This window comes from Paenibacillus sp. ACRRX, assembly GCF_022346885.1.
In the GTDB taxonomy this organism is placed as follows: domain Bacteria; phylum Bacillota; class Bacilli; order Paenibacillales; family Paenibacillaceae; genus Paenibacillus_B.
The window spans coordinates 160,425-184,070 of sequence record NZ_JAKRNK010000010.1 but is presented as its reverse complement, the minus strand read 5'-3'; the positions used below and the strand labels follow the sequence as shown (position 1 = coordinate 184,070).

At 45.7% G+C, this 23,646-nt stretch carries 25 protein-coding genes and 7 tRNA genes; 19 read left to right on the top strand and 13 right to left on the bottom strand.

Features of this window, described 5'->3' with window-relative positions; genetic code table 11:
* Positions 1-39 precede the first annotated feature (39 nt).
* From MH117_RS23530 to MH117_RS23515, 4 genes are all read left to right on the top strand, one after another.
* Positions 40-116: transfer RNA gene (locus MH117_RS23530), tRNA-Asp, on the top strand.
* Between the two features lie 16 nt (positions 117-132).
* Positions 133-207: transfer RNA gene (locus MH117_RS23525), tRNA-Glu, on the top strand.
* 4 nt (positions 208-211) lie between these two features.
* Positions 212-287, top strand: a tRNA-Lys gene (locus MH117_RS23520).
* A 186-nt stretch (positions 288-473) separates the two neighbouring features.
* Positions 474-1,223: a TraX family protein gene (locus MH117_RS23515; RefSeq protein WP_239333091.1), complete on the top strand. Its 750-nt coding sequence runs from the start codon at positions 474-476 to the stop codon at positions 1,221-1,223.
* Positions 1,224-1,329: 106 nt separating this feature from the next.
* On the opposite strand, the gene MH117_RS23510 is transcribed toward MH117_RS23515, so the two are convergent.
* Positions 1,330-2,355, bottom strand: coding sequence for a glycosyltransferase (locus MH117_RS23510; protein ID WP_239333089.1), 1,026 nt, complete (start codon positions 2,353-2,355; stop codon positions 1,330-1,332).
* Positions 2,352-2,738, bottom strand: a complete 387-nt coding sequence (gene ytxJ / locus MH117_RS23505; protein ID WP_239333087.1) for a bacillithiol system redox-active protein YtxJ — start codon at positions 2,736-2,738, stop codon at positions 2,352-2,354. The genes MH117_RS23510 and ytxJ overlap by 4 nt, the downstream gene beginning before the upstream one ends.
* Positions 2,739-2,911: 173 nt before the next feature.
* On the opposite strand from ytxJ, the gene MH117_RS23500 reads away from it, so the two are divergent.
* Positions 2,912-3,262 carry a DUF1360 domain-containing protein gene (locus tag MH117_RS23500; RefSeq protein ID WP_239333085.1) on the top strand — a complete coding sequence of 117 codons (351 nt, stop codon included), beginning with the start codon at positions 2,912-2,914 and terminating at the stop codon, positions 3,260-3,262.
* A 113-nt stretch (positions 3,263-3,375) separates the two neighbouring features.
* Here the strand turns inward: MH117_RS23500 and MH117_RS23495 are convergent, their stop codons facing one another.
* Together MH117_RS23495 and MH117_RS23490 are read right to left on the bottom strand one after the other, a co-directional pair.
* On the bottom strand, positions 3,376-4,368 hold the full coding sequence (locus MH117_RS23495) for a CgeB family protein (protein WP_239333083.1): 993 nt from the start codon (positions 4,366-4,368) through the stop codon (positions 3,376-3,378).
* Between the two features lie 100 nt (positions 4,369-4,468).
* Complete coding sequence (locus MH117_RS23490; protein ID WP_239333081.1) at positions 4,469-5,125, bottom strand: BMQ_0737 family morphogenetic spore coat protein; 657 nt, start codon at positions 5,123-5,125, stop codon at positions 4,469-4,471.
* 103 nt (positions 5,126-5,228) lie between these two features.
* Here MH117_RS23490 and MH117_RS23485 point away from each other — a divergent pair, with 103 nt between their 5' ends.
* The 3 genes from MH117_RS23485 to MH117_RS23475 are packed head-to-tail and all read left to right on the top strand — an operon-like array spanning position 5,229 to position 8,314.
* Positions 5,229-6,509 carry a hypothetical protein gene (locus MH117_RS23485; RefSeq protein ID WP_239333079.1) on the top strand — a complete coding sequence of 427 codons (1,281 nt, stop codon included), beginning with the start codon at positions 5,229-5,231 and terminating at the stop codon, positions 6,507-6,509.
* A gap of 30 nt (positions 6,510-6,539) precedes the next feature.
* Positions 6,540-7,895: a hypothetical protein gene (locus MH117_RS23480; RefSeq protein WP_239333077.1), complete on the top strand. Its 1,356-nt coding sequence runs from the start codon at positions 6,540-6,542 to the stop codon at positions 7,893-7,895.
* Positions 7,896-7,906: 11 nt separating this feature from the next.
* Positions 7,907-8,314: a M67 family metallopeptidase gene (locus tag MH117_RS23475; protein WP_239333075.1), complete on the top strand. Its 408-nt coding sequence runs from the start codon at positions 7,907-7,909 to the stop codon at positions 8,312-8,314.
* Positions 8,315-8,376: 62 nt separating this feature from the next.
* Here MH117_RS23475 and MH117_RS23470 read toward each other — a convergent pair whose 3' ends face one another.
* Positions 8,377-9,015: a hypothetical protein gene (locus MH117_RS23470; protein WP_239333073.1), complete on the bottom strand. Its 639-nt coding sequence runs from the start codon at positions 9,013-9,015 to the stop codon at positions 8,377-8,379.
* A 169-nt stretch (positions 9,016-9,184) separates the two neighbouring features.
* On the opposite strand from MH117_RS23470, the gene MH117_RS23465 reads away from it, so the two are divergent.
* Positions 9,185-9,907 carry a hypothetical protein gene (locus MH117_RS23465; protein WP_239333071.1) on the top strand — a complete coding sequence of 241 codons (723 nt, stop codon included), beginning with the start codon at positions 9,185-9,187 and terminating at the stop codon, positions 9,905-9,907.
* A 188-nt stretch (positions 9,908-10,095) separates the two neighbouring features.
* Here the strand turns inward: MH117_RS23465 and MH117_RS23460 are convergent, their stop codons facing one another.
* The 4 genes from MH117_RS23460 to MH117_RS23445 form a co-directional block, all read right to left on the bottom strand.
* Positions 10,096-10,791, bottom strand: a complete 696-nt coding sequence (locus MH117_RS23460; RefSeq protein WP_239333069.1) for a class I SAM-dependent methyltransferase — start codon at positions 10,789-10,791, stop codon at positions 10,096-10,098.
* Positions 10,792-10,851: 60 nt separating this feature from the next.
* Positions 10,852-11,421: a class I SAM-dependent methyltransferase gene (locus MH117_RS23455; RefSeq protein ID WP_239333067.1), complete on the bottom strand. Its 570-nt coding sequence runs from the start codon at positions 11,419-11,421 to the stop codon at positions 10,852-10,854.
* Positions 11,422-11,534: 113 nt separating this feature from the next.
* Positions 11,535-12,017 carry a D-Tyr-tRNAtyr deacylase gene (locus MH117_RS23450; RefSeq protein WP_239333065.1) on the bottom strand — a complete coding sequence of 161 codons (483 nt, stop codon included), beginning with the start codon at positions 12,015-12,017 and terminating at the stop codon, positions 11,535-11,537.
* A gap of 9 nt (positions 12,018-12,026) precedes the next feature.
* Complete coding sequence (locus tag MH117_RS23445; protein WP_239333063.1) at positions 12,027-13,478, bottom strand: hypothetical protein; 1,452 nt, start codon at positions 13,476-13,478, stop codon at positions 12,027-12,029.
* 183 nt (positions 13,479-13,661) lie between these two features.
* Here MH117_RS23445 and MH117_RS23440 point away from each other — a divergent pair, with 183 nt between their 5' ends.
* From MH117_RS23440 to MH117_RS23430, 3 genes are read left to right on the top strand one after another with little or no spacing between them, the layout of a single operon-like run.
* The gene (locus MH117_RS23440; protein ID WP_239333061.1) at positions 13,662-16,034 is read left to right on the top strand and encodes a DUF4214 domain-containing protein; all 2,373 of its coding nucleotides are present in this window, start codon (positions 13,662-13,664) and stop codon (positions 16,032-16,034) included.
* Positions 16,035-16,049: 15 nt separating this feature from the next.
* Positions 16,050-16,739: a glycosyltransferase family 2 protein gene (locus MH117_RS23435; protein WP_239333059.1), complete on the top strand. Its 690-nt coding sequence runs from the start codon at positions 16,050-16,052 to the stop codon at positions 16,737-16,739.
* Entirely contained in the window at positions 16,720-17,355 is a 636-nt protein-coding gene (locus MH117_RS23430; RefSeq protein ID WP_239333057.1) for a DUF1796 family putative cysteine peptidase, read from the top strand. Before MH117_RS23435 ends, MH117_RS23430 begins: the two co-directional genes overlap by 20 nt.
* A gap of 6 nt (positions 17,356-17,361) precedes the next feature.
* On the opposite strand, the gene MH117_RS23425 is transcribed toward MH117_RS23430, so the two are convergent.
* From MH117_RS23425 to MH117_RS26745, 4 genes are all read right to left on the bottom strand, one after another.
* Entirely contained in the window at positions 17,362-18,474 is a 1,113-nt protein-coding gene (locus MH117_RS23425) for a glycosyltransferase family 4 protein (RefSeq protein ID WP_239333055.1), read from the bottom strand.
* Between the two features lie 191 nt (positions 18,475-18,665).
* Entirely contained in the window at positions 18,666-19,700 is a 1,035-nt protein-coding gene (locus tag MH117_RS23420; RefSeq protein ID WP_239333053.1) for a glycosyltransferase family 4 protein, read from the bottom strand.
* 3 nt (positions 19,701-19,703) lie between these two features.
* Positions 19,704-20,459 carry a glycosyltransferase family 2 protein gene (locus MH117_RS23415; RefSeq protein WP_239333051.1) on the bottom strand — a complete coding sequence of 252 codons (756 nt, stop codon included), beginning with the start codon at positions 20,457-20,459 and terminating at the stop codon, positions 19,704-19,706.
* Between the two features lie 19 nt (positions 20,460-20,478).
* Positions 20,479-21,591 carry a glycosyltransferase family 4 protein gene (locus tag MH117_RS26745; protein ID WP_239333049.1) on the bottom strand — a complete coding sequence of 371 codons (1,113 nt, stop codon included), beginning with the start codon at positions 21,589-21,591 and terminating at the stop codon, positions 20,479-20,481.
* A gap of 285 nt (positions 21,592-21,876) precedes the next feature.
* Here MH117_RS26745 and MH117_RS23405 point away from each other — a divergent pair.
* From MH117_RS23405 to MH117_RS23375, 7 genes are all read left to right on the top strand, one after another.
* A tRNA-Gly gene (locus MH117_RS23405) sits at positions 21,877-21,951 on the top strand.
* A 6-nt stretch (positions 21,952-21,957) separates the two neighbouring features.
* Positions 21,958-22,034, top strand: a tRNA-Arg gene (locus MH117_RS23400).
* 17 nt (positions 22,035-22,051) lie between these two features.
* Positions 22,052-22,133, top strand: a tRNA-Leu gene (locus MH117_RS23395).
* A 10-nt stretch (positions 22,134-22,143) separates the two neighbouring features.
* A tRNA-Pro gene (locus MH117_RS23390) sits at positions 22,144-22,220 on the top strand.
* Between the two features lie 244 nt (positions 22,221-22,464).
* Positions 22,465-23,043, top strand: coding sequence for an RNA polymerase sigma factor SigY (gene sigY, locus MH117_RS23385; protein ID WP_275444797.1), 579 nt, complete (start codon positions 22,465-22,467; stop codon positions 23,041-23,043).
* Between the two features lie 3 nt (positions 23,044-23,046).
* Positions 23,047-23,394, top strand: coding sequence for a DUF5345 family protein (locus tag MH117_RS23380; protein ID WP_239333048.1), 348 nt, complete (start codon positions 23,047-23,049; stop codon positions 23,392-23,394).
* Entirely contained in the window at positions 23,387-23,593 is a 207-nt protein-coding gene (locus MH117_RS23375) for a sigmaY antisigma factor component (RefSeq protein ID WP_239333046.1), read from the top strand. The genes MH117_RS23380 and MH117_RS23375 overlap by 8 nt, the downstream gene beginning before the upstream one ends.
* Positions 23,594-23,646 lie beyond the last annotated feature (53 nt).

The following is a 23,646-nucleotide window of genomic DNA, read 5'->3' as shown; positions in this document are numbered from 1 at the left end:
CGTAGGTTCAAATCCTGCCCCCGCAACCAAATAAATCGTGGAGCTGTGGTGTAGAGGCCTAACATGCCTGCCTGTCACGCAGGAGACCGCGGGTTCGAATCCCGTCAGCTCCGCCATTTAAATACTTAGTAAGGCCCGTTGGTCAAGGGGTTAAGACACCTCCCTTTCACGGAGGTAACAGGGGTTCGAATCCCCTACGGGTCACCACTAAGAGCCATTAGCTCAGTTGGTAGAGCACCTGACTTTTAATCAGGGTGTCGAAGGTTCGAGTCCTTCATGGCTCACCAGTTTATGACATGATAACCTTTAAGCTTATGCTTAGAGGTTTTTTTGCGTATAAACGCTTATTTTCTGATTCGAAAGGTTCATCTCTTTCATTAATGTAAGACCGTTGTCATGTCCATCAATACAGTTCAGCAGTTATGACTGATACACTAGGGGACGGATTAGGTATCGCATATGGAGGTTTTACGATGAATCATACTTATCAACGGTTTGGGATGGATGCATTTTGGCTGAAGATAGTGGCTATGCTGCTAATGGTGGTTGACCACGTCACTTCACTTCTGCCACTCGATTATGGGGAGATGGGCATTTATTTGCACTACCCGGGACGTATTGTAGCACCGATATTCTTTTTCTTCCTTGTGGAAGGATTCTTTTTTACGCGAAGCCGGGTGAAGTATTTGTCTCGAATTATGATGTGGGCAGCGATTATGGCAGCGGGCTCCTATCTATTAAGCTTGATCTATCCTGAACTAAGGATGTTGAGCAACAACATATTTTTATCGTTGGGATTAGGCGTTGTACTTCTGATTGGTTTGGACTGGATGAAGCAGGGCAGCATGCATCGGGTTATAATCGGGTTGTTATTAGCCATTGCAGCGTCTGCTGTGAGCGTGATGTATACAGAAGCCAGTATATATGGTGTCATCTGTACGCTTGTGTTTTATTTTTGTCGAGAGCGCAAATGGCTGCTTTCTATTGTCTATATTGCTACTGTATTACTAATAACAATAGGGGTGGGGGGCGATGCGGATTTATTTAATTACGAGCAGCTTATGATCAATGATCCGCAGTGGATGATGGTATTTGCGCTGCCATTTCTGCTCTTATACAACGGGAACCGTGGTAACAACAGCACGGCTGCAAAATATATGTTCTATGTATTTTATCCGCTGCACCTATGGTTATTGTATATTATCAGTTATTATTTAATCTGAATTGAGATTACCTATATCTAAGATGCACAAAGAGTATGCAGGCTGACCTGTAAGCGAGTAAATGCTTATAAGTCAGCCTTTTTATTTGGAAAGCCGTATAATTTCCTCATTTAGCAGGCAGTGAACAATTCGAGAGCACCAAGTCCATCAACTCCATCATCTCTTCAATGGCATGATTGCGATTATAACAAGATGCCGCCAATCGATAACATGCAATAGGATCAATGTCACAATCTGAAATATAGTAGTGAGTCATGCTGCATGAGGCCGCACATTGCAGGAGAGCCGCTGCTGCAGCACCCCACTGTTCCAATCCAAGATAAGCAGCGCCGCGGACATAATGAAGATCGGGGTAATCGGGGTCATGCACGAGGGCTTGCTCCACTGTTTGCAGACACTGTTCAAACTGCTGCATTAATAAGTAGCTCTGGGCTAGACGAACTCTTGCGTGACTCGTATAGATGGAATCCTTGGCCATAAGCCGAAGGGCTTTATTCAGCGCATCAATAGCCAAGCCATATTCGCCTTTGTAATAATGCGGCAATGCTGCCCAATATGGCAGGCTTGGATGAACAGTTTGCTGTTTCATTTGATCTACCTGTGATTGCAATTGTGCAAGCGATACGCTGCGATAGATCGTGAAGGGGCACAGTTGTGCTTGGATTCCGGCAGTATCTCCTTGAAGGGGGACTTGTGTAAGGAAGGACAGATTACGAGGGAGGTGTGGCGAATTTCGAAATAGTACGGGTACAGCTTCAGCAGTTACACTATGATCAGGTTCAGATGTAATACGTTTGCAGCGAAAGGAGTTTGCTGCCGGTTGTGAGAGGAGCTGAGGTAGGCATGTGGAGCTAGACGCTTCGATGCGATCACCTTCGTCCAGCAGCAGAATCCAATCACACGAAGCTTCCTTAATCGCTGCCTGCAGTGCTTCGCGATAGGAGAACTGGGAAGGCATGCGCAGCAAGGTTGCATTATAAGCATTAGCAATTGAAAAAGTCAGATGTCGCGTAGATGTATCTACGAGGATAAGTTCGTCAATATAGCGGGCAGCGGACATGATCGTATCGGATAAGCCATCTCCGCCATCTTTAATAATGATACATAACGTTAATGTAAAGGGTCTCGTCATGGCGTATCACCAGCGTCGTTAACGGATTGTAAATGATGAAGGGCGACATTACGTAGATTTGCTACATTAATTTGTTGATGAGTAGCATTCCATCGAACCGTACGATTGGCGATCAACAATATTTGAGGAGACAAATGTGGAATTTTTAACTCTGCTGTTACATAGTCCGAAAGTGGTTTTTCTTCGATCACACGGATGACAAAGATTTGAAATCGTGCTGCTACATTTCCGTATTTGTTTATGAATTGATTGAGACTGGCGTGTGCGACTCGGCTTGATCCACATTGACTGCTATGTTTATACAAAAATAAAGGTGATACATCAGTTTCTGCAATAATCTGCTCCAAATGTTCCTTGCTCTGAACAATCATGATCCCCGCCATATCTGGAACCTCCCATATATTCAGCATTTCATGCTACTAGCTGCCGTTATAGACACAGTTAGTATATGTATGTTTGCTAAGGCGTGAAACAGGGGTGTTCCGGTTCTAGTCGTTGCGAAACAGTCATACACTATTGCCAACATCCAGTACATCTTAAGAGGGAGGTTTCCGCTATGTGGAGCCTTAATGTGATGACGTTTATCATACTGTTTTTGGCTAGTTACCGCTTAACAAGATTAATCGTATTTGATGAGATTACTTCCTTTATTCGAAAACCCTTTCTTGAAGAAAAAATCATTAAAGATGAGAAGGGGGCTTTAATGGCGGTTATTGAGGGCAAAGGGAGTAAATTTCACACCTTTATGCGTAAATTGTTGACGTGCTATTGGTGCACGGGTATTTGGGCGGCAGCGGTTATAGTGAGCATTTATTTGTTCTTGCCTAACCTTGTTGCGGTTCCGATTCTGCTTATTCTTGCCGTTGCTGGTGCTGCAGGTATTATGGAATCTTTTGTGAAGGGGTAAGCTTGTGCATACCCCTCATTCATAATGCGTTCAAGCAACCATTTCGGAGCGGAGAGGACAATCGTCAGTCTCTACCAAGTTTCTTCTAGCATATGATACATCAGGAATGAAGATTAGCAGCGCCCTGCGGGAACGATAACAGACAACATGCTCTCTATCCGATGGCGAAACGTACAGTTGTGAACCGTGCGTTCGTAAGCCCGCTGTGCCATTATTTGTCTGACCTCAGTATCATGTAAATAGCGCTGAATCAATTCTGCACCTTCTCGGGGAGACTCAAAGCACCCCACATCTACATCTGGTTCATAATAATGTGACAAATCTGACCGAAAATCAATGAGTTGAAAAGCCCGGCAGGCTGCGATATCAAACGTTCGGTTGTTAATGGAGTGAGCCGGAGCACCTGTATGATTTTTGTCTAAGTAAGTGTCTGACTCGCTGCGATGTATGTTAAGCACAATTTTAGCTCCGTTGTAGTAGCGAGGTGTCTCCGTAAAATTAATCCACTTGCTGCGAATAATAGGCGCGCATCCCTTTGACCAATCCGTACGATCCCAGAAATGACCAATTAATTGCACGCGGACTTGACGGTCCACACTTTGCAGCAATTCTTTCATGAAGGCGATACGATTGTCATAACCTGTTCCGATAAAGCACACATCTGTATTATAAGTAGGATGAACAGCATACGGACGAAATATATCGGTGTCTGTTCCAAGTGGCAAGTGATGCACGTGACGGCAGCCCCTTGCCTGATAGAAGGGAATGCAGCCTGAATCAATTGTGAACACATAATCATAAGCTGCAGCGACTTCCAAAGCATAGTCAATTGTATAGGGATCATCTACAAACCAGGCAGCAGTTGGAATCCCCATTGCTTTGATTTGGGAGACTAGCGCAACGGGAAGATGTGATTTGGGACCACAGATCGTTATGACAAGATCCGGTGAGCAGCGGCGAATATCAGGAAGCAGGTGAGCCGTCGGCTTACGGTTCAACAGAAAGTAGTCCGTATGATACCCGGCACCAAGCAATGCTTTGATGAGGGCATTGTCTAGTATATCAATAGGCCTTCGATATCCGGAGGTAATGTAGTATATTCTCATAACGGCCTCCCGCTGGCATAAGTCAGTTCATCATAGATAAAAAAAAGGGATGGTTGTTCCACCACCCCAAACGCTCTGTACAATTGGTAAATAGGAACAATCAAGGGAATGGATATGGTGCGCCAGGGAATATGTCTGGGCATTGAGGCGGGAATGTGACCACGCAAGGATTCTCTGGGATTGGAATCTCTGCACGAGGTTGGCACAGCTCAGCTTCAACCATTAGCTTGACGTTGGCTTTTACTTGAATGCTTTGGCAGATCACGATGTCGACATTAACAAATGTGTTGTCGACGATATCGAGTACTTCAATGCGCGTCGCATCCGTAACGATGTGGCAGTCGATAATGGTTCCCGGAGGCGCGCAGAGCAGTACTTTCTCGAAGCGTACGAAGTTTTTCGTATATCTGCAGTGCACGACGTTAGGAATAACTGACGTGTCAATGATCGTAACTTCGTACGTTCCGACCTTCTTCATGACAACACGTTGCAGCGTTACAGGTGTCGTTCCTACAGTGACGACGACGTTTTCTCTTGTGGAACCCGGTTTCTCGAAGCAATCGACATCAATAACTCTAACTTCAATACGGAACGAGGACGGCAATGGTAAGCACAGTGCTGGGTCGACAGTCGACTCGTCGACAATTTGGGTCACTTTCAGCACCCAGTCGAATATTTTAGGAACCTCTATGCACTCCAAAGAGGGTAAAGGCAAATATTCGGGGATCTGTTGACCTTGGACCAATTTGCTCTCCATTAATGTTTCAAGCCTCCTTTGTAAATATCAAACTCAATTACATACTATGGAGAGCATGCAAAAAGGTGACGGAACCCCAAGACTTTATTTTTGGAGGGATTCCATGGGGCAACAAGCATTTGTTCAAGTACAGTCTGAGTATCGTTGGTATGACATGAGTCCGGCTGGAATTATCAAGCATGCTGTGCATCAGATACAGGCTGCGCCTTCATTTATCGAGTGGGAAACGCAAGGGGAAGTCAGGGAAGCCAGTATGCTGCCATTGGCCGAAGAGCTCCATATGCTGCTGCTGACCGTGAATGGAGTATATTATGTACGGCGAAATGCAAAGCGAGGGCAGGAAGTCAGGATTGACTTCCATGCGGATACGTTCGCACCGTACTTATTTATACATAATGAGACGATGTATTTCGGATACGTGATTTACAATCAAGGGTCAGCTTCTTTTATGCTGCGATCATACCGCAAAGGAGTATGGCGTGATCAACGGTACACGTTCCCATGTGAAGTTATTGGCGGCGACGGGGTGCTTTTCAGGCAAGCTGTTTATACAATTGGACGCGGTCAGCAGCTGCATGGTTTGTTTCATCTATATCAGCCAAGTACGGAAACGGATGTTCTGATTGGGATGCAGATGAATCTCTGTGACCAACAAACAGACTGGCAGGCGCTGTTCGAAGCTAGAGCACAGCATGAGCTCGGGACGCTTGCTATTCATTCAGATGCTGCTGGTTACACACATGCCGCATGGAGTATTCGCCACCAGCATGCTCTACATTATTACTATAAAAATATGTCGATCGTTGGTGGAACTCCATCAGTATATATCGGCTACGATGGCGAATTGCCAAGACCTTGCTTCATACACGCACAGGACGCGTTGCTGTTAGCGTATGTAAATGCAGGAGGGCGAATTGTGTATGCTGTCACAACGGATAAAGGAAAACAATGGAGTCCATATCGCGAAGTGGCATACGGGTCACCTGCCGCTATACAGTTCGTGCAAACCACATGTACGACAGGTGAATATGTATTTCCATATGAGGCTATAGGTATCAGTGCGCCTTATTTCAGACCATTAAGCTGGCAGGATGTTATTCATCCTTTTTTTACATTAAAGGGAAAGCTTCCACCTGAGCAATTACTTAATGGAATAATTCAGGAGATGGAGCAGATATCCAACTATGTAATACAGCAAACGACCACTTTACAAGCAGAAATAAGCAGATTGTATGTTCAGAAAGAACAAACAGCCTGGACGTTAAAGAAGCTGGAGGAGCAGCTCTTTCATCTGGATGAAACAGAAATGGAGCTGAATCAGCAGCTTCATCGTCATCATTGGCCTGTTCCAATGGAACCAATCTCAAACCGTCACATACGATAACGTATAGGAATGTAAAGTGCGGAGGGGATAATGGTGCATATTCGAGTGAATGGAAAAGAAATGCGTGAATTACGTGATTCACAGTTGTCAGATGTTGTTCAATTGCTGGGAGAGCATATGTTTGCGTTTAAGCTCGACCAAGCCCATAACATATTAGACATTACTCACCCTATACAAGGTCATCAAGTTGTGCTCGAATCAAGTCGTTCGGAATTAACAGCGCTGTTGTCTCATGTTGAAAAATTATTGCAAGAGACAGGATTTACAGTTTTGTTAGTTAATCGTGACGAAGATAGACGAACAACAGTGAAGAAATTAAGTGACAGTCATCCGATATCTTGGATTGCATTTCAGTATGAGCCGCAGCAGGAGGACTGGTCTGCCAGTTTTTCATTTGAACAGATGAAATGGAGCAAACCGCTGGCGCAGTTGATAATGGACAATTTAGCAGACACACATGAAATATCTGTCCGTGGCGTTCAATTAAATTGGAAAAATATGATGAGCTCGATATTAGCCATGTCCAATAAGCCTATGCCTACAGTTATGGTGAACTGCGGGAACATGGAGTCATTGTCTGTGTTTCAAGTCGGACAGCTCGCTCAAAGTATCGTCAAGGCGATTACTGCACTTTATACGGAGAAGCCAATTATGGAGATCACTCGTGCTATTCGTGCGATGGCTTACGTACCTGAAGTACTGTTAGAGAGCGTCCTACACGATACTACCCCAGCAGTTGAAGCTGCGGAGGATGGGGATAAGAACATCGTAGCAGTGGATAACAAGGTGATGTCTGATATGACAATGAAGGATGACGAGGATTATATAGTTGGAAAGGCAGTTGAGGAAGAATTTCAGTCTTCTACTCCTGTGCCGGTGATGATCGCCGCGGCAAGCAGCGCCAAGACACAGACAGAGCAGCAGAACGCAGCGGATATAGAGGAACGGGTTAGCGGTGATCATGGAGAAGATAAAACGACGGAGGCCGCTAAAAAGTCCAATACACCCGTCAGCTCGGATGCAAAGTCAGAAATAAACGAAGCTATCTTTATCCCTGGCCTACCAAGAGCAGCAGCAAACTATCCAAAAGCTCCTATGACTACGGGAAGAGTCGAGTCTATACAAAAGGAGGATGCGGTCATGTTAACTGAGGAAAAACAGACTCAATCTGTAACAGTAACCAGACAGAGAGCCCAGTCCAACTCTATTTTCTCCATGTTAAAGGCACACAGTGATGCAGTAGGCTCTACTCCGACAATGGGGGAGCCTGAGGCGAAGTTTATGAGTTATGTGAACCAAATGACACTAGCACAGAAAAAAGAGCAGCGCGTGGTCAACCAGAACCGATTTAATATACTTACTAGCAAGCAAAATGAAGATAAGTAGGGGATTGCCACTTGATCAGGATAACGTTAGATTTGTATCGCGAACTAACAGGATATTGTAAAGCTCAGCTTCCAAATGAAGCTTGCGGTCTGTTGTCCGCAACAGGAGATATTGTGGAAACCTGCTGGCCAGTAACCAATCGGGACTACAGTCCGATTTCATTTACGATGGATGAAGCAGAATTAGAAATCGTTCTGGACGAGATCGAGCGATCGGGTCAACGGCTGGCAGGCATGTTTCACTCCCACCCAACAGCGGCTGCACGACCATCAGCTTTCGATCAGGAGCACATTGTATTCGCATGTTCTTATATTATTGTATCGGTGGTGGGCGGACGTCCGCGCATGCGCAGTTACTTGCCTGTTGATGGCCTACTGGTGCCTGAGCGCATTGCGATAGTGGCGCATCAATCGGTTTAAGTAACTATGTAAAAGGTATCCCCCTAGAGAACAGGGAGGATACCTTTTTTGTTGTTGTGAGATTATAACAAGGAGGATTGATAGATATCGGCAGCAAATGAAAGACCAGCGGTGTTAACAGCACCAGTTGTGAAGTAGTTGGTTACTTGGAATGTGAATATGAATCTTACACTAAGCGCGACGCTTATTAACCCTAACGAAGCTGGAATGGAATAGAAGCGTACCTTTTGCCAGTTGTACGGTGGAGCAATATCCGTTGTTAGGCCAGTATTCGGGTCAAGCGAACCCGCAGTCAAGTTAACACCAAGCCCTGGCACTGGGAACAAACTTATGCCAAGAGGACTAAAGGCTTGGATGTTAGCGATTACTGCGTTGTCGGAAAATACAGTTAAAGCGATCAAAAAGTCATTTATGATTCCGACTGTTAAAGGGATTGTTATTGATGCTGCGGCAAAGCCGTGCGTTTCACCAGGGATAAACGCAGCTTGTGACCATACAGCTTGAGGGTCTGGTGCTGCTGCGAATACAGTGTTATCGTTATCGAATTTTCTTAGTTCTGGCCAAATGCCAGGTGCATTGCCAACGTTAACGACGTTTGGAGCAGCGCCTGATAGGGCAAGGGCAAAAGCAGCTGCACCATTAGCTGCAGTTACTACATTTGTTGTAAGGCTTGTCAGTCGTTGAATAGGAACTAACGGCATACATATGACCTCCTTGACTTCATATGAAGGAAGGATAGCTCTCCTTCTACTCACTAATATATGGTGGACATGGCTGTTGTGATTGGATGAATTAATAGATTCATTCACACAAACTAGAAACGTTCCAATAGCATACGATATATTAGATTAGCAACAAGGAGGAAGCCACATGTCGATTCCAATTACGCAGAATCAGAAATGCTTCCGATTCTGCGATTTGCCTAAAGGCGAACGTTTAGTTCAGTTTATTTTTCGTAATGAGACCAACCAGCCGTTGTGTGATTTGTTTATTAAGCTGGTAGAACCTAAGTTAATATCGACTTGTTCGATTGAAACCAAAGATGCTTTGATACAGGGCCATGACAGCCACAAGAAACATTGTGATTGCCCGAAGTGCAAGTCGAAGAAACATGGGCACAAGAAGTGTGATTGTGACAAATGTCGATCAGTGAAGTATGGGTATCACAAATGTGAGGAGATCAAAGAGGATAAACATGATCATCATCCAATTTGCGATCGATGTCATAGAGAAAAGTGTGCTTGTGGAAAATGTAAATGCAACCGCGAGAAATGCAAATGTGGTCACCATCATCACAAATGCGAGCGAGCCAAGAAAAAACATTGTCACAAACCGCATGGTCCACGTATTGAAAAAGTAAAAGTACAGACAACGTTTTGCGCAGAATTAGTGGAATGGTGCAAACCGAGAAGAAAGGTATGTATTGATTTCCAAGATATCTTTTATGGAAAATGTATACCTCAGCACGCCCCCAACAATTTGTTTATTGTGATCATCTCCTTTGACAAGCCGCTTTGTGGCGGAGAGGAACTGCTCTTCGAGACAGGCAGCGGCTACGCTCCAGTCGTTATTAACGCCCCTTACTGTTGTTAAAACATACAAAGTGCCCCAGACACGCGTTGTACTTGTAGTGTGAGTTATTTGCGAGGAAGGTTGTAGACCACAGAAACAAGTAAGGCAATAAAAAGAATGAAGCGGGTCATTGGGCCCGCTTCATTGGAATATCATTTTGTATTGATGCGCGGCCCCACATACGAAAGATGGCCGTGTTAAAGCTACATTTATAACCCTGATGCTGTTACGATCTGCTGGACCCGATCGTTATGTTCACGATCTTGTACCGTCTCGTTCGGGATGATAATACTTAATCCATGTTGACTGTGAGCACGGTGAAGTCGCAGTGTCAGCTTTGTCTCGGCTAAAAAGTCTTCAACAGCCGTTAACACACCGTTTCTTGGCCCGTACTCATACGCGGCATTCCAGACGGATTCGTTATGGCCACCGTTAACTAACTCATTAATACCTGGGAGGATGCCTTTGCATGCATGAGGGTGCCGATATTGAGCAGGGATTGACTCAGGGAAGTAATACATGTCTCTGCGAGCATAAGGCCATTCTGTATCGTGAAGAAATACGATCGGAAACCGTTGCAGCTTTTCCAGTAGTTTCAGCTCATGATACACGGTGAACCAATTATGATCACCATCAAGGAAGACGGCATCTGCAGCCTCTATTTCCGGCAATACTTGCAAGCTGTAGCCTTGCTTCATGTCAAATGAATTACCGTATACTTGTTTTACAAGGGAAACGTCGAATTGGGGAACAGGGTCTATTGCAATCAATCTGCTGCCATGCGGCTCGGCATAGGACAATAGATTTAAAGTATTTAGGCCTTGGGCACAACCAATCTCGATGATAGTAGCTGGGTTCATTAATCTAAGGATCGGGTGTACAATGCTGCTCCAGAAATATATCACGCTGTAACTACCTCCATTCTTACCGGCTCTAAAGAGATTGCATGCAAAAGTAACGTGAAATCAACGTTGATGATAGCTATTCGTACGCCATACACTCAAATAATGTTCAACAATTTTTATAATTTCTGGTCGTACCTGATCGCCTTTAATACCAATGCCCACAACTGTATGCGGGAACAACTCCTCGCCTGCGTAATCGGTCATCACTACATCAAACGGCTTTAAGATGCTCGCAAAAGCTTGTGGGGTAAATCTCCAGTAGTCTGCTGGATGATCATGAATGGGAAAATTCATGACAGAGCTAATAATCGCGATACCGTTTGGCTTTAAGATACGATGTATTTCTTGCAGTGCAAGTCGCGGATCTTCGACGTGCTCCAGCGTGTCGAGTGAAAGAACTAAACCTGCTGTGGCATCCGGGAGATCAATGTGGTGGAGATCGAGGACACGATCTACACCTGGTCCTAAACGCATATCACAGCCTACATATGTTTTGTCTGGAAACAAGGGTCTTAAGTCAGCAAGGACCTCCTGCCCTTGAACCTGATACGAGCCGAATTCATATACAGGTTCCTCAAAAGGCAACAAAGCGGCACAAATCGCTACATAATCTTTAATAATTTGTCTCATCTCTTCACTCCCAGTTGCATGATGACGGATCCTATTCCTTGTTGGAAGAGGGGAACACCCATTTATTCACAGTATTCGGCCGTCTACAGGAAGTTGTGTAGTCAAATACCCATTTATGGGCCACAAGTTAAGGAGATTGGATTGATGACGCTATGTCGCTGATCATTCACTTCTACCCAACCCTGAATATGAAGGGGCTCAGAAATGTGCTCAAAATCGTATTCCACCTGCCAGTCTTTGAGCTCAGTCCATATTCCTGGGCGCAGGGTGAGCGGCTCGATCGATTCAATACGATATTCTCCATTACGCTTGGACTGCTTGATCCAATCCGGATCAGAAAATTTCCATCCTGTCTGTTTGCCGCCCTTTGTGTACACAGCAAACGTTTGAACCAGCTCAGGTGACAATATTTTCCCGCTTAGCGTTGCCCGGATCGGTGTTATGTGGAGGACAAGCTGAGGATGCTCAACGGCTTCGCGACTCAGATTACGAATCATCAAGCCGCCAAATACCGTAACCCGGCGCAGCTCCAAATCGATGTCGACAGCATGCTTAAATACGGCTTCTATATAAATGGAGGAGCTTGTTGATGTCATAAGACCACCTCACTGATTTAGCTTTGTAATACGTTGGAGCAGATGAATGACTTTGTGGCGGACACCGCTCTTTTGAACGGAGGATAACTCATGATCTGGCTGAATCAGTTGTTTAGCATCTGAAATGCTTGCGGATATATGAGGTGACATTTGGACTGCAGTATGTCCGTGCAAAAAGACACGGTCTGAGTTTGTATCCATATCCAGCTCTATGTTAAAGGGGAAATCCAGCTCGGGTACAGGGATGCGGAGCAGCGATTCGCGTATGTCGAGTTCTTCACTTAGTGCTGCAAGACGATGCTGCTTTAGTGTGGCTTGATGTTTGCAGAATTGAATGCGTTGTTCCAACTGGTTCATCTCTTCTTGGAGTTTGTCGTGTGTTCCTAGCAGCCGTTTGACTGTAGTTAAGGAACTCTCTGCGTAAGTGACACTGGCAAGGATATCCGTATTTGTACGGTACAGATCGAGAAAAGAGTGAAGCTGCACGTCCGAAGGCAGCCATTCTCGATGTGCTGACAACCAACACGTATAGGGCATGGAACTGTCAATATGATTGGATATTACATACCATAGTGTAGGCTGGCTGGCTGGGATTGATTGCAGTACACCCCAGCTTCCGTCGCTGGTCTTGTATTTAATGCGATACAAGTGACCTTCGGCTGTCCACGTAAATTGAATATGGTCATCATACCGATGGCAGAGGGCGGCATCAACTTGACGAATTGGTGTAATTAAAGTGCTGTCTGACAAAGGGATCAACGTGTCGTCTTCGGCTAGCCGGAACTGCTGAAAGTTGAGCTTTCCTTTGAGAAATCGCAAGCACAGCAGCACGAGAAGCCCTTCCCTGTCTAATTGCGCTTCAATATGAAGGATATCCTCGACGGACCATGATGTGACCAGTGGGGCAGGATACGGCTTGTTCCAAGTAAAAGAATGTCCATTGTAATGCCATATGTCCAGCTCATAGGTCTGTCTATTGTTCATGATGCCGATGATCATCCATCGTTCAGCTGATTGCACTAGATGAATGTGATGACATCCACGATCATTTGCAATCGTTGTGGGGGAACTCCAATGGATTCCTGTTAGTTCATAGTGGATAAAGCCACGATCACGTAGCAGAAATAAATGTAATGCATTGCCAAGGCAACAAAGCTTGACGGTATGGATGGTGGTACTCTCCCAATCCGCAGCCAGTGGCAGCATGTCGGAAAGGATCTGCGTATGATCTGGGCGGACGATCGCATGAATCAGCCTGCCAGCTTGATCTATATAGACGATATGGATGCAATGTTTATCATCTTCGCATATATCATATAAGGTGGAGGCGTGGGGAATGCAGCGTTCCTTATCAGGATCTGCTGAATTGGTATGAACAGGCTCTATAAGCAATCCGCGTTCTGAATGACGGATGCTTATCAAGAGGCGGCGATTAGCAACCAGATAGCGGACGTCTGTCAATACAGTTCCTCCTTTCGATAGAAGTTCAATGGCTCCCTCTTATGTTATTCATCGGGAGATGTGTTTAGGATGGTGTCTGTGGAATAAATGCGACAAGTGCGGACATTTGCTGATGTCAAAGGACACCTGTCATCAATACATTGTAAGAAAGTAACTATTTAATCGGCGGTTATGGAGGGATTGATGTTGAAACTCGTCCAAATGTTACACCAGTTGTTTCAATTGGAAAGGGAGGAATTCGTTGCGGAACTGTATCGGCAGGTACTGGGTAGAGAAGCAGAATTCGCTGCTAGACTTCAGTATGCCGCCATGCTCAGCGCAGGGACGTCGAAGATGGCTATCGTCGTCAGCTTGTTTCGGAGCCGCGAAGCGAGGCAGCTCTATACGAAGCAGCCGGTTCATTCTTTGCATAGAGAACGGACATCGATTTATCACAACATTTGGGCGCTGCTGGACTTGGATGACAGCTCTTTTATTCGTCAAATGTATAGTGAACTACTAGATCGCGAGGCAGAAGAAGACGAGATTCTCCATTATGTACAACAACTGCACAAGCATGCTTATAAATACTTAGTTCTTGTTAACGTGATGTCTTCCGCAGAAAGCAGACATATTCTGGAGGAACGGGACCGCTATTTAAGAGAGAAGCTGATTTTTGGCAAATATGAAATCGAGGATCTTAACCTTGGCGATAAGCCAAGGCACCCCGCATCCCCTTCGCTGAATCGTAAAATATCGATTGTAATCCTAACCTGGAATGGTCTTGCATACACACAGCGTTGTCTGGATTCACTTGCTTACCTGGCGGATCACGCCTTGGTGGACGTGGTCGTGTTTGATAACGGCAGCACGGACGGTACTATCGCCTATTTGAATCAGATTCCTTGGATACATTGGTACGCCAATTCGACTAACGTTGGGTTCCCTGCTGGGAACAACATGGCGGTATCGATGTGCGATCCGGCAAGTGATATTGTGCTGCTTAATAATGATATCGTCGTTCAGCAGCAGGATTGGCTGGAGAAGCTGCAAGAAACAGCCTATACAGATGACGCCATAGGTATAGTCGGCTGCAGATTGTGCGGTGAAGCGGGAGATCTTCAGCATGCGGGTACCTTTATATATGCGGAAACATGCTGGGGACAGCAGATAGCGGGTTTAGAAAAGGATATCGGTCAATATGAGCGGGTCAGAGACGTTCAGGGCATCGTATTTGCTTCCGCTTACTTAAAACGCGACATGATTAGAAAGATAGGCCTATTGGACACTGACTATTTTGCATACTTTGAGGATACGGATTATTGCTTGAGAGCATGGTCTTATCAATATAGGGTCGTGTACGATGGGCGAGTTACGCTTACCCATTCGCAAAATACATCCACCAAGGTCAATAAGGTTGACTTTTCACAGCTATTTGAGGGGTCGCGGATGATGTTTCGTGAAAAGTGGAGCACCTTTCTGGATGCACAGTATAGTCATGCCCTGAATTGGCACTCCATTGCCAATGTGGCTTCCGGCTATGCTAATTCTTCACGTAATCTGATGATTGCGTTGGATGAACAGCATGTGAAGATGCATTATCGGTACGTTTATGGTCCAGGAACTCCTAATCAGGCAATGGAGCCCGTCAGTGGCAGTGATTATCGTATTAACTTGTTTGGCATGCGGCATAGAGACGCAAATGCGCCAGAAGTAGTCTACGGCCAAGGGGATGTCTTCTTTAAAAATACGGGACGATACAAAATCGGTTATACGATGCTGGAAGTTGACGGACTGCCTCAAGATTGGGTGGAACAGTGTAATCGTATGAACGAAGTCTGGGTCCCTTCGACGTTTAATCTAATGACATTTCGCGAGAGTGGTGTGCATGTCCCCATCCATGTAATGCCACTTGGCGTTAATCCCGACTATTTTAATCCCCATATCCATGCTTCGCGATTCTCCGACCGCTATACGTTCTTGTCTGTGTTTGAATGGGGGGAACGAAAGGCTCCGCTAGAACTGCTGCAAGCCTATGTAAATGAATTCAGGTACGATGAAGTATTGCTCGTGTGCAAGGTCATTAATTCCGATACAGCCATTAATGTGCATGCTGAGCTGCGGAAGCTGGATCTGTCTCATTGCGTCTGCAAGATTATGTTCATCTACAATCAGGAGCTCCCCGATTATCAGCTTGGTTCCTTATACCGTTCAGCGGACTGTTTTGTACTTCCGACAAGAGGCGAGGGCTGGGGGATGCCGATTCTGGAAGCGATGGCTTGCGGAATTCCTACCATAGCCACCAATTGGAGTGCCCAGTCAGACTTTCTTAACGAGGATACAGGATATCCCATTCGGGTAAAGCGATTAGTCCCAGCAGTGGCCAAATGCCCGTACTACTTAAATTTCAGGTGGGCTGAGCCTGATTTTGAACATATGGCTTCGCTAATGAGGTACGTGTACACGAATCGTCAAAGTGTCCGCCAGCGCAGCGAAGAATCGGCAGCGCACATTTTATCCACTTACTCATGGGACCAATCTGCCCGCAAAATGATTTCAAGACTAAATCAAATATAAAGGGGGTTATTTAATATGCAGTATACAGTGGGCATTCCGTATGTAAACCGTATAGACCTACTGCAGCGCGCCATACAAAGCATTCCTTTATATTGGGGAAACACTGTTGTGCTGGATAATTCACCTGAGCGGGCACTACAGCACCACTCTTGGCTCTCTGACCTGGTAACCGTATATACACCGCCTGTTCCGCTTACATTTACGCAATCGATGAATTGGTTTCAGCGATTGGCTGCGGAAAAAGGGGCGGATGCGGTCTTCTATATGCACAATGACGCAGAAGCTTATCCAGGTACCCCTGAAGCATTTTTGCAAGCACTCGATGAGCTGGAAGCAAGCGGAAAGAAGTGGGGGCTTGCCTTAACTAATTTCGATGCATTAGCTGCCTATAATATGAAAGCAGTGCGTGCCGTAGGAAGCTGGGATACAGTGTTCAGCAGTTATTTTGCAGACATTGATTACCACCGGCGACTTCGGTTGGCAGGATATGAGGAAGTATTTACTGGACTGCCCGTAGAGCATCACGGCAGCTCGACCCGCAAGTCCGATTCAAAAGTTAACTTTATCGTGGATACAACGTGGCCGCTATATGAACGATATTACGAATTGAAGTGGGGCGGTAAAATGGCACAGGAGACGTATCTTACGCCATTTAACCAGCACTTATTGAGAGGGGGGGCGAACCATGGATCTGGCTCAGCTTAAGGGACAATATGATGCGGTTTACAGCTTGGGATCGAACTGTTATCCGGCACAGCGGCTCGAACGTTATGGCTTACGGCCATATAGTGGGGTTATCGATTGGATGTATTCCAATTCGATTCCGGGATTAACCAAGCTGCTGCGAAGCGGGTTTGCCAACTTTATGCACCCTGACAATATGGTTGTAGACGGCACCGAGTTTAACAACTATAACTATTCGGTAAAAGACTGCTTTTATGAAGTGCAATCGGTACATGACTTTCTAGTTAGCGAACAGTTGGAAGGAATCACGCACAAATATCCCGAGTTTCATGCAACATTACAACGCAGAGTAGCCCGGTTTTTGCAGAAAACCGAGCAAAGTAGAATGATTTTGTTTTTTCGCTTGAATGCCAGCTTTGAAGAAGCTGTTCAACTGGAGGCGGCACTGGCTGCACGTGTAGCCAATCAGTTTCGATTACTGGTGGTGAATCCAGTCAGCAGAAAAGAAGTGTTTGATTGTGGCTGGCCGCTCGCCAATACATGTGGACTTGAGCTTCCAGCCGAGTGGGATGAACACAGCGACCTGCTGTGGAATGCCGTATTTGCTGGGATCACTTATCATCCACCAGCAGAGTGAGACCGTCTAGTTCAGTTTATATCCGGACAGTGTTTGAAGCGCATGAATCATATCTTGGGCAGCAGCCTTGGGCGTAAAGTGGGTGGTGGCTGCTTGTTGCGCGGCTAGGCCTTTAAGAGAAGCGGATTGGTAATCGTTCAAGACTTGCCGCATTAATACTCTTAATTGCTCGACTGAGGCTTCTGCCCATAACTGATTGCTTTTATAACCGTAATAGTAAGGTTGAGGCTTAACTGGTACCAACTGAAACGGAATTAGATAGCTGTTGTGTTCGTTCAGGAAATCCATGTGGCCGCCCCAGCCCGTAGTAATAATCGGCAAACCTCTGACTGCTGCTTCAAGCATGGGATATCCTACACCTTCTCCGCGGCTGGGGTGTACAAATACGTGACAGTTGCGGTATAAGGCATCCATCTCCATTTCACTGCGGGTATGCAGGTCTACATAGATGGGAGCAGGCTCATGGGACAAGCGCTCTGTGTGCTTCATGTTCTGAAGCACATTGTATATATCGTGATTACCGGCTGTTTTGATCACTAAAGAGACAGGCTCAGCGGCACTAAATTCTTGCATAAATGCTTTGAGCAGCAGGTCATATCCTTTGCGTTCAATCCAAGAGCAAACGGCAAGAAAACGGAAGGGTGGCAGTTGTTGCAAGTAGGAGGGCACATCTTCAGCGCGGAATGAATGAAGCGGGTAATGAAGGCATGGCCGAATGTGGAACATAGGAACACGTACGCCGGACGTACGGAATACTTCCATGTTATTGGAGCTTGGTAGAAAGAGGGCATTCATCTGATTGGATGTGGATACCCATTCATCTGGAAGCCTGGACGTTTCCCAATACGTAAAGCCGATCGTTGCTTGAAGTTTGCGTTTCCACATATCCGGAATGTAGTGGTATAAATATATTTTTTTGCCGGGAGCTTTACGTTTGGCAGCTAAATGCTTCAAGATCTGCTGTTGTTCTGGGGGCAGGACGACTTCCGGCATGTTGGATGAAAATGCTTCAACTTTCACATTTACGCCGCTTTCATGCAAGGCAAGCACGTACTGCCTGGATGCTTTGGCATAGCCGGTTGAATCAAACATGTTGCCTTGCCATATAATTTGAATCATGACTCGTAATTCCTCCTTTACCCTTAATTGGGAGTGTAATGACTTCGATGGCGTACGTATAAGAAATAGAGGAGGATGTAGACGTACTTTACTGGACATGCCTATAAGCAAGAGGTCAGGTAAGAGTATACGAAATACAAAACCCGCCCCTTGCTAGTCGTGAGTCGCCTGTATGTTTTTCAGTCCTACTATCAGATCGTCTGCGGCGTAAGGCTGTTGAACACGGTCGTCAAATTGTGCATCACACGGGGCCAGTTGTATAATTGGGCTGTTTCCACAGCGTTAGCAGCAATGTACGCTCCGAATTCCGGATCCTGCAAGATACGGATAATTCCGTTCATTACACCTGTAGCATCACCTTTGTCGACCAAGACGCAATTCCAGCCATTTTTGCAAAATTCCTCGTTTCCCTCTGCTTTTGTGGTCACTACAGGGGCTCCGCATGCCATTGCTTCTACAATCGGCAGACCGAAGCCTTCGTGATAGGATGTCTGTACAAACACACCACAGTTGGCATACAGATTAGAGACGCTCTCATCCGTGGGACGAGCAAAATGTAGGTTGGAGATGCCTTTTATCCGTGGTGGCTCGATGCCAAAAGTAACTAGCGACGCTTGTGGTACGTATTTGCATACCCCTTGTATGGCGCGAACCGTAACCTCGAACCCTTTTAAATGCTGGCTTTTGCGGGAGCAGGCCAGTATGCGGTATGGATCATAGTCGTGGGTGCGATTAGGCTTGAACATATCGAGATCAACCGCGATAGAAATGTTGGTGGCATGTTGTCGAAAACGATGCAGCAGCTCATTGGTGGTCCAGTCTGCAATAGTAAGCATGCGGACAGGCAGGCGATAGGTCTGTCTGACTCGTTCCTGCATATCGGGCAGATTTGGATAATAGCTTTCTTCAATATCCTGTACCAAATATAAAGGGACCCCTTGACCGCCTTGATTTGGATCGCAGCTGTTCCAGACGACAGGGAGGGTTTTCCACCATGTAGCAATCTTGATGGCATGCATGGATTTTAATTCTTTAAACATGAGCGTATAGCTCGCGAAGCTTCTAATTTTGATGTGAAGTGGAAACCATGTAGGCTGCCCGTCGAGAGCAAATAAGTGCACCTTAACACCGGATTGATGCAGTCGATTGACCTGTTCGATCACATTTTTAATGCCGCCGGATAATCCAACCTTCTCCAATACGTATACAACTTCTAAAGTTGACATGTCTTATAGACGCTCTCCCTTCCAAGTTGCCCAAAACAGCCTTCTGGCTTCCAGTTCCTTATGGCGCCAATAACGGTTTTTGTTAGCTCTAGTTGTACCGCGCGTATAGCCTTCCAGATGTACAGCCGAGGCTGTTCCACAATACACGACTCGCCAACCTTGTTTCCTAGCTCTGTAGCAGTAGTCTACATCCTCATAGGCGATAAAATATAAATCAGATAGCAGGCCAATCGTGTGGATCACATCTCTACGTATAAGCATTAAGGCGCCTGTAACCGCATTGACGTCTTCGATAGCTAATGCAGGTGGATAATCGGCAGGTTGATGCCGATAACGGTGATCAAAGTAACCTCTAGTAGAAGGAAACACCCCTGCATGCTGAATGGTTTGATTCGGATAAAGCAAACGGGCACCGACAATGCCGATATCGGGAGAAGAATTCATCGTATGCAGCATTTGGCTCAGCCAGCCCATCTGCTCAAAGATAATGTCATTGTTCGCGAGTACTACATAATGGCCGAGTGAAGCCGCAATGCCTTCATTCACCGTTTTGCTGAACCCGCCGTTGCTTGTTCGTGTGATGAGCCTAAGTTGCTCTGATGCTGCCCACGCGGACAAAGCTTGTTGAACGGGGGGAGGACTCCCATCATCAACAACGATAATTTCGTTAGGCAAATCGTTGATGGTTGCACGGAAACTATTGACGCATTGCTGAACCAAATCGACCTGATGAATAGTAGGTATAATTAAGCTGATCACTCTATTTCTCCCTCCAGTCTTAGAGGTTGTGCAGTTGCTGAAGCCTGCTAATCATCTGAGTCGCACTCTGCTCCCAAGTATACTGTTCAGTTAAGATGCGTCTTCCTAGCTCAGCCTTTGCAGCGGCTTCTTCCGGATGAGTGTATACATGCCGCATGAGCAGACGCAGATGGTTCCTGTCAGGTATAGCCCAATACAGCCGAGGATAAGCAGGATTAGATGCCACAAATCCTTGTACTTGGATCAGATAGCCGTTGCTATCGTTCATAAAATCCAAATGAGCAGACCAATTAGTCGTGATGACGGGCAAGCCTGATGCCATGGCTTCCATCACGGTTAAGCTCCAGCCTTCTCCTCTTGTTGGCAGGACATAACAATCAGCAGTATTGTATAACGCAGCCAATTGCTCTTCGGACCAACTTCCAGTCGTTGATAATAAAATGACAGAAGGACGTGGTTTATCGCTTACTTGCACGGATATCCGGTCAATATAATGCTGTTGTTGTAAGATTTCCTGCTCGCTGGAGGCTCTCGTTTTCAAAATTAGGCATACATCTTCTGATTCATCGAACTCTTCGAAAAAGGCAGATACTAACGTCTCGATGCCTTTGCGCTCATCAAAAGAGCAGACAGCAAGGAACGCATATTGTCTTCTCCCTGGGATCGGAATCGTGCTTGTTCGCGGCTGGAACAGGACGGAATCGACACCATAGGGCATGGTGTGAATTTTGTGCAGCGGGATGCCGCTCTGGGCGAAGGAAGTTCTATTAAAGGTGGAAGGCACCCATATTTCATCCATCATGTTGCATCTTCTTGCCCAGTTGAAGGGAAGTCGATTGCACTCAAACATGGTCATCCCAATTGTATATTGCACACTCGACTTCACAAAATGGTAAGCTGGATAGTGGAACAGCATGGGATGTCTTGGTGGCAGCGGTGTGTGTGTCAAGGTTCCCAATATGGCTTCTACATTGGGATCAAGCGGTACTCTTACTTGCTCAGCGTGAATTGGCGTAAAACGAACGTGTACCCCTTTCTTCGCCAGCTCAAGTACAAGTTGTCGGTTAGCCTTTGCGTAGCCAGTAGGTTCATAAAGGGTACCGACATTGTGGATGTATAACGATTCGCTCACAAGGCACACCTCCTTTTACATGGCCAAATTCGTGATTATAAGGGGAAAGGCATTTCACATTACAAAGTCAATTATTAAAAGATATGATGACGAAGCGAAATAGGTAACGGCTTATGCCATTTATCACGACGATTCATTGAGGGAAAGAAAAAAATACCACTAAAAAAATCAGAAAAAAAGTTTGCATTTTAATATTTAGTCTGATATATTAGATCATGTCCTCGCGAAACGGGACACGGTGAAAGAAAGAGTATATTGCCGTATGAACGAGAAAATTAAAGATATGCGGACATAGCTCAGTGGTAGAGTATCGCCTTGCCAAGGCGAGGGTCGCGGGTTCGAATCCCGTTGTCCGCTCCATTATATGCGCCCTTAGCTCAGCTGGATAGAGTGTTTGACTACGAATCAAAAGGTCGGGAGTTCGAATCTCTCAGGGCGCGCCATCTTTACAACTTGATATGCCGGTGTGGCGGAATGGCAGACGCGCGCGACTCAAAATCGTGAGGGAAACCGTGGAGGTTCGAGTCCTCTCACCGGCACCATAATGTAGTTCGGGACGTAGCTCAGCTTGGTAGAGCACTTGGTTTGGGACCAAGGGGTCGCATGTTCAAATCGTGTCGTCCCGACCATTAATATGAAGAACCGTCGGTTATGTGCCGACGGTTTTTGTTTTTTTATTATACTTCCGATTGATGATTGACTGGGATAACATTCAGATATACATACTTATTAGATAGCTTCCGCAAATCTTACTTCAAGCAATTTCCTCTCTACATAACATCATTCCAATTTAATAGATGGTTTTATCTGATATTAGCTCACAAATGATTTCCTAAACATTATAAAATATATTTTTTGCATTGCTTTGAACGAATGGACAGTCTTCATCGTACTACTTGGGACTGCAGTCGATACAACTTAAATACAAAGGGTGTGAGAGCGATTACCGAACAGCATACTATTGACCTTGCTCGAGCAGGGGACACGGCTGCACTCGCCCTCCTGTTACAACAGAATTACACCTTTGTTCGGAACTATGTGTTGAAGTTGACGATGAATCCGGCTTTAACAGATGATATCGTGCAGGATACGATGCTTAAGAGCATGGAGAAGCTGCATTTGTACAACGGTTCCTCCAAATTCTCGTCCTGGTTGATTACAATAGCTACTCGAATCTATGTTGATCTGATAAGAAGACAAAAAGTCGAGAAGCGTTGGCAGGAGCAGGCCATACGCTCAATGCGTTTTCAGATGGAGGCCCATAATGAAGAGTGGACAGATCTGCTAGATTCCTTAGGAAAACTTCCACCGGAGCAGCGGGCTGCGATCTTATTAAAGCATTATTATGGCTATACCTATCCGGAAATAGCAGAGATGCTTGGCTTGAGCGAAGGAACTGCCAAATCCCGTGTCTTTTATGGTATTGAGCACATTCGAAAGGAGCTGAAATAAGACATGGATCCTAAAAAGTTGCCAGAGACAGAAGAGGAATGGACAGCTCTGCTCAAGGGAGAGCTTGCCAAAGTTGATGTCCTCAGTGAAGAGGAGCCGATCCCCGATCAGAAGTATCTGATTGCTATGCTTACGGAACATAAACAAAGGCAAAAGCAAGCACTTTGGCGTGAATTAAGTGTGTTGTGGTTGGTTGCTGTTGTCGTGTTGCTAGGTGGATTGGCTTTGGCAGTGACCGATATATCCGTATATGTCTTGCTGCAGTTCGTGTTATTGATCGGCGTCCTGGGCGGATTGCTCACACGAGAATATAAAATCAAGCGACGGAGAAGAGGGACGTCTCATGAATAATGGGAGTGATATTCCGTTGTGGGTATTGTGTGTGCTCGTCCCTATGTTGATCACACAAGGCACCTGTTTGTTTCTGCATGCACGCAAGCATGGCTATTATCCGTGGTTATGGGCGCTGTGGGGATTTATCAGTATCCCTTTGCCCACTATCTTATACATTCTCTTCGTCGTTAGACCATGGAGAAAAGCAGCTAAATAGGTGAGTGGAATGAAGGGAAGTATTTCACTGCTGAATAAGAGGGGGACATCGTT

What these genes read in the sequence shown, in the direction of transcription:
- MH117_RS23470 (WP_239333073.1), bottom strand. Translation starts at nt 9,015, where the DNA reads ATGCCGTTAGTTCCTATTCAACGACTGACAAGCCTTACAACAAATGTA.
- MH117_RS23455 (WP_239333067.1), bottom strand. Translation starts at nt 11,421, where the DNA reads ATGAGACAAATTATTAAAGATTATGTAGCGATTTGTGCCGCTTTGTTG.
- MH117_RS23435 (WP_239333059.1), top strand. Translation starts at nt 16,050, where the DNA reads ATGCAGTATACAGTGGGCATTCCGTATGTAAACCGTATAGACCTACTG.
- MH117_RS23420 (WP_239333053.1), bottom strand. Translation starts at nt 19,700, where the DNA reads ATGTCAACTTTAGAAGTTGTATACGTATTGGAGAAGGTTGGATTATCC.
- MH117_RS23375 (WP_239333046.1), top strand. Translation starts at nt 23,387, where the DNA reads ATGAATAATGGGAGTGATATTCCGTTGTGGGTATTGTGTGTGCTCGTC.
- MH117_RS23490 (WP_239333081.1), bottom strand. Translation starts at nt 5,125, where the DNA reads ATGGAGAGCAAATTGGTCCAAGGTCAACAGATCCCCGAATATTTGCCT.
- MH117_RS23440 (WP_239333061.1), top strand. Translation starts at nt 13,662, where the DNA reads ATGTTGAAACTCGTCCAAATGTTACACCAGTTGTTTCAATTGGAAAGG.
- MH117_RS23510 (WP_239333089.1), bottom strand. Translation starts at nt 2,355, where the DNA reads ATGACGAGACCCTTTACATTAACGTTATGTATCATTATTAAAGATGGC.
- MH117_RS23500 (WP_239333085.1), top strand. Translation starts at nt 2,912, where the DNA reads ATGTGGAGCCTTAATGTGATGACGTTTATCATACTGTTTTTGGCTAGT.
- MH117_RS23425 (WP_239333055.1), bottom strand. Translation starts at nt 18,474, where the DNA reads ATGATTCAAATTATATGGCAAGGCAACATGTTTGATTCAACCGGCTAT.
- MH117_RS23485 (WP_239333079.1), top strand. Translation starts at nt 5,229, where the DNA reads ATGGGGCAACAAGCATTTGTTCAAGTACAGTCTGAGTATCGTTGGTAT.
- sigY (WP_275444797.1), top strand. Translation starts at nt 22,465, where the DNA reads ATGGACAGTCTTCATCGTACTACTTGGGACTGCAGTCGATACAACTTA.
- ytxJ (WP_239333087.1), bottom strand. Translation starts at nt 2,738, where the DNA reads ATGGCGGGGATCATGATTGTTCAGAGCAAGGAACATTTGGAGCAGATT.
- MH117_RS23430 (WP_239333057.1), top strand. Translation starts at nt 16,720, where the DNA reads ATGGATCTGGCTCAGCTTAAGGGACAATATGATGCGGTTTACAGCTTG.
- MH117_RS23465 (WP_239333071.1), top strand. Translation starts at nt 9,185, where the DNA reads ATGTCGATTCCAATTACGCAGAATCAGAAATGCTTCCGATTCTGCGAT.
- MH117_RS23380 (WP_239333048.1), top strand. Translation starts at nt 23,047, where the DNA reads ATGGATCCTAAAAAGTTGCCAGAGACAGAAGAGGAATGGACAGCTCTG.
- MH117_RS23515 (WP_239333091.1), top strand. Translation starts at nt 474, where the DNA reads ATGAATCATACTTATCAACGGTTTGGGATGGATGCATTTTGGCTGAAG.
- MH117_RS23495 (WP_239333083.1), bottom strand. Translation starts at nt 4,368, where the DNA reads ATGAGAATATACTACATTACCTCCGGATATCGAAGGCCTATTGATATA.
- MH117_RS23480 (WP_239333077.1), top strand. Translation starts at nt 6,540, where the DNA reads ATGGTGCATATTCGAGTGAATGGAAAAGAAATGCGTGAATTACGTGAT.
- MH117_RS23450 (WP_239333065.1), bottom strand. Translation starts at nt 12,017, where the DNA reads ATGACATCAACAAGCTCCTCCATTTATATAGAAGCCGTATTTAAGCAT.